Annotated in this window: 13 protein-coding genes; 7 read left to right on the forward strand and 6 right to left on the reverse strand. The window is 67.1% G+C overall.

All coding sequences use genetic code 11. From position 1 onward, the window contains the following. Window positions 1-560 precede the first annotated feature (560 nt). Together V5A19_RS09285 and V5A19_RS09290 are read right to left on the reverse strand one after the other, a co-directional pair. Window positions 561-1,124: a hypothetical protein gene (locus V5A19_RS09285; RefSeq protein ID WP_332319782.1), complete on the reverse strand. Its 564-nt coding sequence runs from the start codon at window positions 1,122-1,124 to the stop codon at window positions 561-563. Between the two features lie 48 nt (window positions 1,125-1,172). Next, window positions 1,173-1,442, reverse strand: a complete 270-nt coding sequence (locus V5A19_RS09290; RefSeq protein ID WP_332319783.1) for a hypothetical protein — start codon at window positions 1,440-1,442, stop codon at window positions 1,173-1,175. A 290-nt stretch (window positions 1,443-1,732) separates the two neighbouring features. On the opposite strand from V5A19_RS09290, the gene V5A19_RS09295 reads away from it, so the two are divergent. The 7 genes from V5A19_RS09295 (at window position 1,733) to V5A19_RS09325 (ending at window position 6,818) form a co-directional block, all read left to right on the forward strand. Further along, window positions 1,733-3,823, forward strand: a complete 2,091-nt coding sequence (locus V5A19_RS09295; protein WP_332319788.1) for a TonB-dependent receptor plug domain-containing protein — start codon at window positions 1,733-1,735, stop codon at window positions 3,821-3,823. A gap of 33 nt (window positions 3,824-3,856) precedes the next feature. Further along, window positions 3,857-4,216, forward strand: coding sequence for a hypothetical protein (locus V5A19_RS09300; RefSeq protein ID WP_332319784.1), 360 nt, complete (start codon window positions 3,857-3,859; stop codon window positions 4,214-4,216). 330 nt (window positions 4,217-4,546) lie between these two features. Further along, window positions 4,547-5,266, forward strand: a complete 720-nt coding sequence (locus V5A19_RS09305) for a MotA/TolQ/ExbB proton channel family protein (protein ID WP_443081466.1) — start codon at window positions 4,547-4,549, stop codon at window positions 5,264-5,266. Continuing rightward, window positions 5,250-5,735: an ExbD/TolR family protein gene (locus V5A19_RS09310; protein WP_332319786.1), complete on the forward strand. Its 486-nt coding sequence runs from the start codon at window positions 5,250-5,252 to the stop codon at window positions 5,733-5,735. The genes V5A19_RS09305 and V5A19_RS09310 overlap by 17 nt, the downstream gene beginning before the upstream one ends. Further along, on the forward strand, window positions 5,735-6,139 hold the full coding sequence (locus V5A19_RS09315; protein ID WP_332319787.1) for an ExbD/TolR family protein: 405 nt from the start codon (window positions 5,735-5,737) through the stop codon (window positions 6,137-6,139). Before V5A19_RS09310 ends, V5A19_RS09315 begins: the two co-directional genes overlap by 1 nt. Then, window positions 6,136-6,726: an energy transducer TonB gene (locus tag V5A19_RS09320; RefSeq protein ID WP_332327766.1), complete on the forward strand. Its 591-nt coding sequence runs from the start codon at window positions 6,136-6,138 to the stop codon at window positions 6,724-6,726. Before V5A19_RS09315 ends, V5A19_RS09320 begins: the two co-directional genes overlap by 4 nt. Further along, window positions 6,663-6,818 carry an energy transducer TonB family protein gene (locus tag V5A19_RS09325; protein ID WP_332327767.1) on the forward strand — a complete coding sequence of 52 codons (156 nt, stop codon included), beginning with the start codon at window positions 6,663-6,665 and terminating at the stop codon, window positions 6,816-6,818. The genes V5A19_RS09320 and V5A19_RS09325 overlap by 64 nt, the downstream gene beginning before the upstream one ends. 62 nt (window positions 6,819-6,880) lie before the next feature. Here V5A19_RS09325 and V5A19_RS09330 read toward each other — a convergent pair whose 3' ends face one another. From V5A19_RS09330 to V5A19_RS09345, 4 genes are read right to left on the reverse strand one after another with little or no spacing between them, the layout of a single operon-like run. Further along, a complete protein-coding gene (locus V5A19_RS09330) occupies window positions 6,881-8,965 on the reverse strand; it encodes a mechanosensitive ion channel domain-containing protein (RefSeq protein WP_332327768.1) in 2,085 nt (694 codons plus the stop codon). Between the two features lie 7 nt (window positions 8,966-8,972). Then, window positions 8,973-10,646 (reverse strand): dihydroxy-acid dehydratase, encoded by a 1,674-nt coding sequence (gene ilvD, locus V5A19_RS09335; protein ID WP_332319097.1) that lies wholly within the window; start codon window positions 10,644-10,646, stop codon window positions 8,973-8,975. A 49-nt stretch (window positions 10,647-10,695) separates the two neighbouring features. Next, the gene (locus tag V5A19_RS09340; protein WP_332319096.1) at window positions 10,696-11,520 is read right to left on the reverse strand and encodes a hypothetical protein; all 825 of its coding nucleotides are present in this window, start codon (window positions 11,518-11,520) and stop codon (window positions 10,696-10,698) included. Window positions 11,521-11,570: 50 nt separating this feature from the next. Continuing rightward, complete coding sequence (locus V5A19_RS09345) at window positions 11,571-12,119, reverse strand: DUF4124 domain-containing protein (RefSeq protein WP_332319095.1); 549 nt, start codon at window positions 12,117-12,119, stop codon at window positions 11,571-11,573. Between the last annotated feature and the right edge of the window lie 16 nt (window positions 12,120-12,135).

Below are 12,135 nucleotides of genomic sequence, written 5' to 3' on the forward strand. Positions count from 1 at the left end.
GTTTTCGGAAAAGGAGCCTAAGAGGCAAAAAACAAGACCTGACCCCGTTGACGGACCCCGTTGACGGAAGAGGAAAAGGAGCCTAAGAGGCAAAAAACAAGACCTGACCCCGTTGACGAAACCTGACCCCGTTGACGTGACAAAAACAAGACCTGACCCCGTTGACGGAAGACCCCGTTGACGCTAGGAGACCTGACCCCGTTGACGCTACGGGGACGTCTACGCGCTGGAGGCGATCTACTTCCGGGTGGCCGACCTGCTCAACCTCGACGTGGACCTGGTCTTCTACGACACCACCTCCCTGCATGTTCGCTGCTATGGGGAACCGCGATCAGTCTCGCCGCCTTCGCGGTGGCCGTGACGCTGGCAGTGATCCGGTAAAAAGTCCGTACGCCGAGAGGAGGCGAAGCGCAATCCCAGCATCTCGCGGTGCCTGAGCCAGCAATCCAACAGATATCCACGGCCCTTTCCCGCCGTTTCATCAACGGCGTGCCCCGCCGAGCGTAACGCTTACGAGCCGGGACATCGGGTGATGGCTGAGCCCCTGGCTGCACCGGCCTTCAGGCCACCGCCGCCCACTCGGGGCGCAGCGTTCGGCGCACCGCCGGCCAGCCCTCACGGATCTTGTTGCAGACCTTCGTGACCTCGCTCAACGGCTTGTTGATGAGTTTAAGGTTGACCAGGGAGGTACCGACCTGAGCTGCCGTCACTTCGGATGGCAGCAATGGCCAGATGCCGCTGACCGTGAGCAGCAACAGAATCACCAGGCTCAGCCAATAGGCGAACTTCGCTGTCACCTCGCTAGCCTGCTTCCACAACTCGAAGCGGATACGGTTTACGTAGAAGTGATCTTGCTGGTGATAAAGGTCCTCGCGATGACCGCGGGCGACCGCCGATCCCACACCAGCGACCAGACGCAGTACGTTGTGGCTGTAATGCTGAATCAGGCCACCAAAAACCAGAGCGGCGCTGAACGGCAGGACGCTGGCGACCAGCAGTGCCGGCAGCAGATCCGGTGCCAGTGACAACTGCCAGATGATCACCGCCGGCAATCCGACGACCACCGTCCAAAGCTCTTTTTGGAAGAGATCGAGAATCTTCCGCGCGTTCTCGCAATCGTTCATCGAGCGGGCAACCTGCTCGCCTACGCAACCGTCCCCGCGGCGCTCGAACTAGGTCCGCTGCAGCTCGATGAGCAGCCGGTCGTCCAGCATCCGGTTGGTGAGCTTCTCGGCCAACTGGAGCAACGCGAGCCCGAAAAACACCCCGATCCCTACCGGCGCGTAACCCAGCAGCTCCTCGATGTGGAAGAGCTCTTCTCCCTTCTCATTAAGCACGGTCTTGGCCAGCCAGGCTTGCACCGGCTCCAGTGCCGGCGTGATCACGTTGGCCAACACCGCGGCCGCTAGCAGCCATGGGTGCCTCAGCACGATCGCCAGCATCTCCCGCAAAAGCGTCCCCTAGCCGGTGCCGCCAAAGGCTTCGGCTAGCAAGCGCGTTCGCATTCCGCGCCCTCCCACTCGTTATTTTCCACATCCGGCGCGTGCCTCCGAGCCAGCCGAAGTTTGGTTGGCGACCCGGTTGAGAATAAGAATAAAAACAATTTTTATTCGCAAATTCCAAACTAAAAACGGAGGCTCTCATGGCCCTCAAGTTGCGCACGCGCCGCCTCTCCGGTCTTGCCGTTCCCTTATTGCTAGCCACGCCGGCGGCAGTCTGGGCCGAACAGCCGATGTCCGTGGCGCCGCTCGATATCACAGGAGTGGCGGTCCCAGACAATCCGCTATCCGTACCGCCGGTTCCGACCCCAGCTCTGGATCGAGGGACCTTCCAGAAACGGCCTGGACGACGGCGTCTCGGCGACGTGATCAACCGTATGCCCGGAGTATTTGTGGGCGGCCCCCCCGGGGAGAATAAGGACATCCGCCTGCGTGGTTTGGACAAGGAGTTCACGCGCTTCGAGCTCGACAATGTGCAGCTCCCGGGGGGTGGCGAGAAGCGCGAGTTCCAGGTTAACCGTCTGTCGCCGTTCGCCATCGGGGAGATCCGCATCCAGCGCCAGACCACGGCACTCGAGGAGAGTGATGGCATCGCCGGTCGGGTCCTGGCGGACTTACGCGCGATTCCTGACGACCTACGCACAGATTTTCGGGTACTCGGCGGCGCCGCGAGTGAGGGTGACGAGCAAGGCCTGTACGGGGCCAACCTTGCCGTAGGCGATCGCAACGAGCGCTTTGGCGGTCAATTGTTCCTGGATCTGACGCACAACCCGCTGCATAAGGACAAGACCAAGCGCAAGTTCGAGGCGGACGGAAGCCTAAAGGAGGTCGAGCGCCAGGAAGAGGATAAGCCCAACGTAACCGCCAACGTGATCGGCGATCTCGCCGGCTATTACCAGGGCGGCAGTGTCCATTTCAAACCGATGTACCTCCATCTCGACGAGGACAAGGACAAGCTTAAGAAGAAATTCAAGGCCGATGGCAGCCTCAAGGAGCGCGAGGCCGAAACCGAGGAAAAGATTCAGGAGACGCTCGGCGCCAAGGTCGAGCACAAACACACCTTCGGACCTCGCGTGTCCGTAGCCTCCGAGGTCGGCTATTACGAAACCACCGAGGACAAGGAAAAGATCAAGATCAAGCGCAAGGGCGATGGGTCCCTGAAGGAACGCGAGGTGGAGGATGAGGACAAGGAGGACGCCTTCTGGATGGCGCGCAGCCGGATGACCCTGCGCTACGGCGAACAGCTCACCAATAACGTCAGCTTCGGTTTCAAGCTCCGCCAGCGCGACCGTTTCAAGGACAAGACCAAGACCAAGATCAAGCCGGACGGCAGTACCGATGATGCCACCGAGGGCAAGGACAACTACGACATCGACGCGGAATACGTAGCGGGCTTCGCGCAAGCCTCCCACCAGCTCACCACGCGCTGGACGGCGTCGGCGGGGCTGAGATACGAGCGGGTGGAGCGCACCGGCGTCAGCGGCGACGGCCGAAAGGGCAGCGCCGCGTTCGAGGACTTCAATCCCAACGTCCACCTGCGGTTCCAGGCCACCCCGGAGCTGGCCCTGTTTGCCTCGGCGTCGCGCAGCCTCAACCGACCGAAGTTCGATACGCTGGCTCCGTTCACCGAGGAAAAAGGGGGCCGGCTGGTACGCGGAAACCCGGAGCTCGAGCCGGCCACTTCGCGGAACCTGGACATCGGTGCCGAATGGCAGGGTACGCACACCCGAACGGCCGTGACGGTGTTCCATAAGGAAATATCCGACGTCATCGAGGAGGCCGACACCGGCCGTTCGGTCGGCGGCAAGAACATCTTCAAGGTCCAGAACGTCGGCGACGGCGACCTGCAAGGCATCGAGCTGGAGCATCGCCTGGATGGGGTCCTGGTTGCGGACGCGCTGCAAGGCCTGGAGCTCTGGGGCAACGCAAGCTTCTTCGACGGTGAGCTCACCGACCGCAGCGGCAAAACCCGGCCGTTCAACGAGCAGCCGGACTCGGTGATCAACGCCGGAGCCAACTACCGTCTGGCATCCACGGGGACGCGCTTTAGCGTTGCGTACAAGCGCATCGGCGAGCTGGAAAAGGCCAAGGTCGACGAGGAGGAGACCGAGGATGACCGCACGAGTGTGGATCTTTCGGTGGCACAACCGCTGTCCGGCCTCGGTGAGGGTTGGCGCGTGACCTTCGATGCGCTCAACGTCACCGATGCTGAGAAGGACAAGACCAAGCGCAAGTTCGAGCCCGATGGCTCGCTCAAGGAGATCGAGCGCGAGACCGAGACCACCGGCCGTGTTTTCTTGCTCAGCCTGGAGGGCCGGTTCTGAGCCGGCCACGACAACAACGAGGACGATGGAATCATGCGACGCAATATCATCATCGCTAGTGCTGCTGCCGCTACCGTGACGCTCGCACTGACTGCTGCACCCGCGCTATTGGCCGGCGACGGCCCCCACGGCGACCGCCACCCGGGCGACAAAGGGCCGCCGCATCACGAGGGACCGAAACCCCACAAGGGCCCACACCACGGCGGCGACAGCAAGCACCATCGCGGCGGCCCTACGCTGGAGATTGAGCTCAAGGGCGAGGGCAGGCACCTCGAGCTCAAGTGCCACGCGCGCATGCCCGAGTGCCTGGAGGCCGTTGAACGGGTGCAAACGCTCGACGGCCAGGGGCAAGAGCCGGATGAGCGCGACAAGGACGCCGCGGACGGCGAATGACCTGCGCCGCAACGGCCGCCGGGCTGACTTGTTGACGCTGTCCGGCCGCGATCGGTTTTACGTCCGAGTCAGGATTTGCAATGAACAAGCTGCTTTGCTTTTTGCTTCTGACATTGGTGCTGCCCGGGGCCGCGCTGGCCCAGGAAGGACCGCCGGATGGCGCGAGGACCAGCGCCCCAGCGGCCAACGGGGAACAAGCACCGGCGCCTGCGGGCGCTGCTGATCCCGCGGCCCCGGCGACGGCGCAAACGCCGACGGCCGGGGGGGGGTGACGGGGCCTCGCCGGCTGAATCGTCTGCCCAAAGCGGTCTGGCGGCGGTGCGGGCGGGTATGGTCGGGCTGGTGCAGACCGGCGGCCCGGTGGTCGCGCTGCTGCTGGCGATGTCCGTAGTGGCGTTGGCCCTGGTGCTGGTGAAGCTGGCCCAGTTCCTGCGCGCCCGCTTGTGGCAGCGCAAACCGGCACGGCGGGCGCTGGGGTTGTGGCAGCGTGGCGAGGGGGAACAGGCCCTCGAGCTAGCCCATGCCAGCGCCAATCCCACGGCCCAGGCGCTGGCGCGCGCCATACGCGGCATGCGCCGCCAGCTGCCGGAATCGGCGGTGCGCGAGGAAGTGCTGCGCTACGGCAGCGACGCCCTGTTCCAGCTGCGCCGGGGGCTGCGGCCGTTGGAGGTGATCGGCTCGCTGGCGCCGCTGCTGGGCCTGCTGGGCACGGTGCTCGGCATGATCGAGGCCTTCCAGGAGCTGGAAGCGGCGGGCAGCCAGGTCAACCCAGCCGTACTCTCCGGCGGGATCTGGGAGGCGCTGCTGACCACCGCCGTGGGCCTGTCCGTGGCCATTCCGGTGGTGGCCCTGCTCAACTGGCTGGAGCGGCGGGTGGACCACCTGGCCCACGAGATGGATGACCTGGTGACCCAGGTGTTTACCGAGGATCTGTCGGCCGCGTCGGAAGCCGAGGCCCCCGTAAGGAGGGCGGCGGATCGCACCGGCGCAGCGGCCTCCCCCCAACCGGCTTCCGCAACCCCGCAGCAGGCGTATGCAGGCACCCTTTAGCGCACCCGCAAAGCTGGCGGGCAAGCAGGCGCGGCGCAAGCCGGTGATCAGCCTGACACCGCTGATCGATGTGGTGTTTATTCTGCTGGTGTTCTTCATGCTGGCCTCCAGCTTCATGGACTGGCGCTCGCTGTCATTGGATACCAGTGCGGCGGGCGAGCCGGCGCCCGCCGAGCAGACCCCCTTCGTGGTGCAGATCAGCAAGGAAAGCCTGCGGCTCAACGGTGACGCCATCACGTTGGAGGCCCTGATCGACAAGGCCCGGGCGCGCCAGCCGGCCGATCAGCCCGTGCACCTGCAGCCATCAAGCGATACCCGCGTGCAGGGGATGGTCAGCATCCTGGATGCCCTCAGCGCCGCCGGTGTGCAGCCACTCAAACTGGTGGAGGATCCCGGGTGGCGGCCGGCGCCGGCGCAAGGGGCTAGCGGAGACAGCCCCCAAGGATCGGCCACGGGGGCGGAACCGTAATGCACTTTCCCGAACGCCGACCGGACCACACCGAAGAGCGCATCCTGCCGCTGATCAATGTGGTGTTCCTGCTGCTGATCTTCTTCATGATCGCCGGCAGCCTGAGCGTCACCGAGCCGTTCGAGGTGGAGCCGCCCGCCTCGCAAAGCCAGGACCGGCACGAGCCCGACAGCTTGACCCTCCTGATGGGCACCGATGGTCGGTTCGCCGTGGCAAACGAGACCCTAACGCGAGCGCAGACCCTCCAGCGCATCGAGACGCGGATCGAGGAACAGCCCCAGACGCGGGTAACCCTGAAGGCCGATGGCCGCTTGCCGGCCAACCGGCTGGTGCGTTTCACCCGGGCGCTCTATGAGACCGGGGTGGAGAAACTGCGCCTACTGACCCGGCCGGCGGATTCATGAGGGCGTCCCCCCTGGCACCGGGAACGGGTAGCTGGCTGCTGGCCGTGCCGCTGGCGGTACTGCTGCATCTGGGCGCGGGCGCTGTTGCCTTGTGGTCTCCCGAGCAAGAACTGCAGGGCCAGGCCAAGGCCGTCGGCACCGCCGGGGTGGAAGTTGACCTGGGCCCGGCCGGCAGCGCCGCCGGCGGTCCCCAAGATCAGCAGGGCGAACAGACGCCGGAGCCACCCACCGAGCCGAAGCCGAAGCCCGAGCCGAAGCCCGAGCCAAAGCCCGAGCCGGCCTCACCCCCGAAGGCAAGTACGGCCGGGGCTGCCGGCAAGAGCGGCAGTAAGGACCAGCCCAACGCCGGCAGCGGCGATAACACCGCCGGAGGCGGTTTGCCCGGCGATGCCAAGGACTACACCGCCACCCTGATGGCCGTCCTGCAGCGGCACAAGGAATATCCCCGCCGCGCCCGACTGCGGCGCCAGGAAGGGACGGTCACGCTCTATTTCAAGGTGGACCGGCAGGGAAGGGAAAGGTGGTGGCGCAGCGCATCCAGGAAAGCTCCGGCCACCGGGCACTGGACGAGGAGGTGCTCAGCATGATCGAACAGGCCCAGCCCCTGCCGGCCATGCCGGAATCCATGGAGCGGGATACGCTGGCGGTGGTGGTGCCGGTGCGGTTTTCCCTGCGCTGAGGCCCGGTACGGGGAGCGCTCGCGTCGCCGAACGGCCCCGCTCCGGCGGGGCCTTGGTCGCTTCAGGAGGGCGGCTCGGCGGCGGGGCCGCCGGCATCCGGGGACGGGGTCGGCGAGGTGGCGTCGGCGCCGGTCGGGGTTTCCCGGTACAGGTGCACATCCCGCTGGGGGAAGGGGATGGTGATGCCTTGCTCGCGGAACAGCTCGTCGATGCGGAAGCGCAGGTCCGAGGGCACGTCCAGGTAGTAGTCGATGTGGGTGAAGGCCCGGAGCTGGAGCTCCAGGGCGCTGTCGCCGAAATTGCGGAACAGGACAGTGGGGGCGGGATCGGGGTAGATGTGGGGGTGCTCGGTGGCCGCCTGCATGAGCAGCTGCTTCGCCAGCTGGGTGTCGGACCCGTAGGCCACGTGCAGATCAATCACCACCCGCGCCAGCTGGCTGCTGTGGGTCCAGTTGGTGACGGTGTTGGACACCAGCTCGGAGTTGGGGACGATGAGCTCGGAGCGGTCGTAGGTCTGGACCACGGTGGAGCGGACCTTGATCTCCTGCACCACCGCCCATTGCCCCTGGTAGTCGATGACGTCGCCCACCCGGATGGGCCGCTCGAACAGCAGGATCAGACCCGAGACGAAGTTGTTGACCACGTTCTGCAGGCCGAAGCCGATACCCACCGACAGGGCGCCGGCGATGATGGCCAGGTTGGTGAGGTCGAAGCCGGCCACCGAGATGGCCAGTAGCACGCCGAGTACCAGCACCACGTAGTAGGCCAGCGAGGCGATGCTGTTGCGCAGGCCGGCGTCCTTGGTAAAGCGGGGCAGCACCCCCTCCAGCAGGCGCCGGCGGGCCCAGCGGCCGCCATAGAAGGCACCAATGAAGACCGCCACGGCGGCCACCAGAGCGATCAGCGAGATGCGATAGCTGCCCACCTGGAAGCCGAACAGGATGGGCGAGAGCGCCGCCCACGCCGGGGCCAGCGGGAAGCCCCACACCCCCAGCACCCCCACCAGGCCGGCGACCACCGCGGTACCGCGGATGAGGCCGCCCAGAAGGCGCATGGCGCGCGAGACCCGCTGCGGGGTGACCACCGGAGCGATCGCCTCCGGTGGCGCCCCCGCCTCCAGGCGGCGGACGGCGCGCGCCAGGCCGGCACCCAGGGTGCCGACGGTGAGCAGGATGACCACGGTCAGCAAGAGGTTGAGCAGAATGGCCGCGGACAGCGTCTGGTAACCCAGGCCCGAGGCCAGCGCCGGTAGCACGGCCGCAATGCCGAGGGCGGCGCGCCCGCCCCCGATCAGGAAGCGCCGGAAGGCGGAGGCTGAAGGGCCGCCGGCGACCTGAAGCCACGCCTCGCGGTCGCGCATCCGCCACAGCACAACCAGAACTAGCAGGCTGAACAGGAACTGGGTGACCGCCCGCAGCTCCGGCTCCGGGTCCAGGTTGTCATCGGCGACCAGCAGGAAGACCCCGGCCAGGGTCAGGGCGAGCAGGAGGCGGCCGGCGTGCCAGAGCCGGGACACCGGGGGGTCGTCCAGGTGCCGCGCCAGGCCGGCGGGATCGGTGGGTCGGCCAATCACCGGGAACAGGGCGATGGCCAGTCGCTGGATGGCGAACAGGCCCAGCGCCGCTACCGCCAGCGTGCCGATCAGGGTGTCGCGCGCGTGCAGGCCCTCCAGCCCCACCAGCAAGGCCAGCGGCACCGCCAGCGAGAAAGCGCGCTCGCGCAGGGCGGTGAGGATGCCGGTAGCCAGGGCCAGCCGGCGGGGACCGGCCGGGTGCTGAGACAGGCGGTCGATTCCTGCCCGTGCACCGTGGCGGAAGGCCCAGCCGGCTGCCAGGCCGATCAGCAGCGCCACGCCCAGCACCCAGCGGGTTCCGGCCGCCGGGCCGCCGCCGGAAAGCCGGGTCAGGGAGGTGATTAGTGCCTGGCCCTGAGCGGCCAACCGCTGCCGGGCGGTGGCCAGGGTGTCCGGGGCCAGCGGCGATGCCCCCCGCTCCCAGATTGCCCGTTCCGGAGCCGATTCAGCCGCCGGGCCGGAGGATGGCGGGGAGGGCTCCTGGGCACCAGCGGTCCCGGCCAGCAGCAGGACGGCCGTCAGCAGGCCGGCGGCCAGCCAGGGACCAAGAAGGGCCGGAGCCGGGTAGCGCAATGGGGCCTCAGCCGGTGGTGGCGCCGGCGCTGGCCGAGCCGGCCAGCTTGGCGTACTTGGACAGCACGCCGCGGGTGTAGCGCGGTTGGGGCTGGCCCCAGGCCTGGCGCCGACGTTCCAGCTCGGCCTCGTCCACGTTCACCTGCAGCAGGCGCTGGTCGGCGTCGATGGTGATCTCGTCGCCCTCCTCAACCAGGCCGATGGGGCCGCCCACCGCTGCCTCGGGGGCTACGTGGCCCACCACCATGCCGTAGGTGCCGCCGGAGAAGCGGCCGTCGGTGATCAGGCCCACCGAGTCGCCCAGGCCCTGGCCCACCAGGGCCGAGGTGGGGGCGAGCATCTCGCGCATACCGGGCCCGCCTTTGGGCCCCTCGTAGCGCAGGACCACTACGTCACCGGCCTGGATGGCGCGGGCCTCGATGGCGTCCATGGCCTCGTCCTCGGAATCGAAGACGCGGGCGGGGCCGGTGATGGTGTGGGTCTTCAGGCCCGACACCTTGGCAACCGCGCCCTCGGGGGCGAGGTTGCCCTTGAGGATGGCCAAGTGGCCCCGGGGATAGACCGGATTGGACACCGGCCAGATGATCTCCTGATCGGGGTCGGGGGCGTCGGGGACGTCGGCGAGCTGCTCGGCCAGGGTGGTGCCCATGACCGTGCCGCAGTCGCCGTTCAGAAGCCCTTCGTTGAGCAGTATCTTCATCACCTGGGGCACGCCGCCGGCGTGGTGGAATTGGGTGGTGACGAAGCGGCCGGAGGGCTTGAGGTCGCACAGCACCGGCACCTGCTGGCGCACGCGCTCGAAGTCGTCGATGGTCAGGTCCACCTCGGCGGCGTCCGCGATGGCGAGCAGGTGCAGCACGGCGTTGGTGGAGCCGCCCAGGGCCATGACCACGGCGATGGCGTTCTCGAATGCGGCATTGGTCATCAGGTCACGGGGCCGGATATTGGCTTCGATGGCGCGCACCAGGACCTCGCCGGAGGCCTCGGCGGACTTGGCCTTCTCGGCATCCTCGGCGGCCATGGTGGAGGAATAGGGCAGGCTCATGCCCATGGCCTCGAACGCCGAGGACATGGTGTTGGCGGTGAACATGCCGCCGCAGGAGCCGGCCCCGGGGCAGGCGTTGCGCTCCACGCCCTTGAGGTCCTCCTCCGGCAGCTTGTTGGCCTGGTACTGGCCCACCGCCTCGAAGGCGGAGACGATGGTCAGGTCCTCGCCCTTGTACCAGCCGGGCTTGGTGGTGCCGCCGTAGACGAACACCGCGGGGATGTTCATGCGGGCGAGGGCGATCATGGCCCCGGGCATGTTCTTGTCGCAGCCGCCGAGGGCGATGACGCCGTCCATGGACTGACCCTGGCACACCGTCTCGATGGAATCGGCGATGACCTCCCGCGACACCAGGGAGTACTTCATGCCCTCGGTGCCCATGGAGATGCCGTCGGAGATGGTGATGGTGCCGAACATCTGGGGCATGGCGCCGCCGGCGTAGATGGCCTCCTCGGCGCTGTGCGACAGGTCGTCCAGCTTCACATTGCAGGGGGTGATGGTGCTGAAGCCGTTGGCGATGCCCACCACGGGCTTGTTGAAGTCGTCGTCGTCGAAGCCCACGGCGCGCAGCATGGCGCGGTTGGGGGTGCGGCGGACGCCTTCGGTGGTGGCACGGCTGCGGTCGTTGTGCGGCATGGTGGTCTCCGGACAGCGGGGCGGTTGAGACGGGGTTAAGGGCCGTTGCTTACGACGCGTGCTCGGCGGCGATCTCGCGCAGCTTGGGCACCTCGAGCCCGGCCTCGTCGGCAAAGCCGATGGCGCGCTTGAGGCGCATGGGGGCGGAGCGGCCGGTGTTGGCGTGCTCCGGGTCGGCCAGCATAGCCTCGGCGGCACCGGCCATTAGGCGCTCGCGCTCCAGCTCCAGGCCGGTCGTAGCCGTCGCGCCGCCACTGGGTGTATTAGATCGGTTTAACTGAGAAGCGGTGAGCCAGGCCTGGATGGCGGTGATCTCGTCGGCCACCTGCTGGGCCAGCTCGCGGTGGTGGTGCCACAGCTCGCCGGTGGTGCCGCCGGTGACCAGGCCAGCGATGTTGGTGGTGAGGATGTAGACATTCTTGCGCACCAGCTCGAACACCATCTCCTGGTAGTCGGTCACCTCCCGCGCCGGCAGGTCGATGGCCTGCAGGGCGTTGACCAGCAGGCCGGCATTAGGACCAAAGACCGGGCTGGCGATGATGGGGTTGACCGGCTTGCCGGGCTTTTTCTCGAACCACACGGCGCTTGCGGTGGGCTGGGGAAGGTCGTGGGCCTCCCAGTCGCGCGGCAGCAGCTCGTTCTGGATCAACCCCAGTCGGTCGCGCCAGGGGGCGGGGATATCGGCCAGCACCTTGTGGAGCTCGGACTCGCCCACGGTGATCAGGGCCAGGGCCGGCTGGGGATAGGCCTTAGCCGCCTCGTCCATGGCTATATCCCGGGTCACTGGGTGGACCGGATGACCGGCGCGCAGCAAGCCGTGGGCGAAAACACCGCCCATCTCGCCTGCGCCGATGAGCACCACCGGTTGCTGCATGGTAAGAACCTCCGTGTTGGGGACCGGATGGGAAAAGCAGAGACGGCGGCCTAGGAGCCCTGTTCCTGCTGGGCCTTTTGCTCCTCGAGCTTCTCTAGGCGGGACCGGGCCTTCTCCAGCTGGGTGCGCAGCTCATCTAGGCGCTCCTTGGCCGCCTCCTCCTGGTTCCGCAGGTTTTCGATGCGTTCGAGGTAGCGCACGTAGTTCTGCTCGCTGCCCTTGCGGACCTTCTCCCCTTCCATGCGGTTCTCGCGGGCCTGCTCGTAGACCTGGCGGGCCTCTTGGACCTTCTGCTCCAGCTTCTGGACCTCGATCTCGGCCTGGGTGATGTTGACGTCCTCGGCCTGGGGGGCGCCGTCCTGTGGCTTCTCCTCAGATTCCTGCGGCTCGGGCGAGGGGGCGGGGCCGGTGACCTCCATCTCCACCCGCTCCGCCTCGCCTTTTTTGCCCGGGGGCGGGGTGTCGCTGTAATGAGTCACTCCCTGCTCGTCGGTCCACTTGTAGACGGTGACCGCCTGGACCCCGCTGGCGAGTCCCAGGCACGCGATCAGCGCGGCGGCGATCAGGGAGCGGGGGAAAATAGATATGAGCATGGCCATGGAACGCCTCCCGGCT

The sequence above is a fragment of the Thiohalorhabdus sp. genome, from assembly GCF_036628635.1.
Classification (GTDB): Bacteria; Pseudomonadota; Gammaproteobacteria; order Thiohalorhabdales; family Thiohalorhabdaceae; genus Thiohalorhabdus.

Excerpts from the sequence above, each read along its gene's own strand:
- V5A19_RS09285 (WP_332319782.1), bottom strand. The coding sequence starts at position 1,124 with ATGAACGATTGCGAGAACGCGCGGAAGATTCTCGATCTCTTCCAAAAA.
- V5A19_RS09290 (WP_332319783.1), bottom strand. The coding sequence starts at position 1,442 with ATGCTGGCGATCGTGCTGAGGCACCCATGGCTGCTAGCGGCCGCGGTG.
- V5A19_RS09295 (WP_332319788.1), top strand. The coding sequence starts at position 1,733 with ATGTCCGTGGCGCCGCTCGATATCACAGGAGTGGCGGTCCCAGACAAT.
- V5A19_RS09300 (WP_332319784.1), top strand. The coding sequence starts at position 3,857 with ATGCGACGCAATATCATCATCGCTAGTGCTGCTGCCGCTACCGTGACG.
- V5A19_RS09305 (WP_443081466.1), top strand. The coding sequence starts at position 4,547 with ATGGTCGGGCTGGTGCAGACCGGCGGCCCGGTGGTCGCGCTGCTGCTG.
- V5A19_RS09310 (WP_332319786.1), top strand. The coding sequence starts at position 5,250 with ATGCAGGCACCCTTTAGCGCACCCGCAAAGCTGGCGGGCAAGCAGGCG.
- V5A19_RS09315 (WP_332319787.1), top strand. The coding sequence starts at position 5,735 with ATGCACTTTCCCGAACGCCGACCGGACCACACCGAAGAGCGCATCCTG.
- V5A19_RS09320 (WP_332327766.1), top strand. The coding sequence starts at position 6,136 with ATGAGGGCGTCCCCCCTGGCACCGGGAACGGGTAGCTGGCTGCTGGCC.
- ilvD (WP_332319097.1), bottom strand. The coding sequence starts at position 10,646 with ATGCCGCACAACGACCGCAGCCGTGCCACCACCGAAGGCGTCCGCCGC.
- V5A19_RS09340 (WP_332319096.1), bottom strand. The coding sequence starts at position 11,520 with ATGCAGCAACCGGTGGTGCTCATCGGCGCAGGCGAGATGGGCGGTGTT.
- V5A19_RS09345 (WP_332319095.1), bottom strand. The coding sequence starts at position 12,119 with ATGGCCATGCTCATATCTATTTTCCCCCGCTCCCTGATCGCCGCCGCG.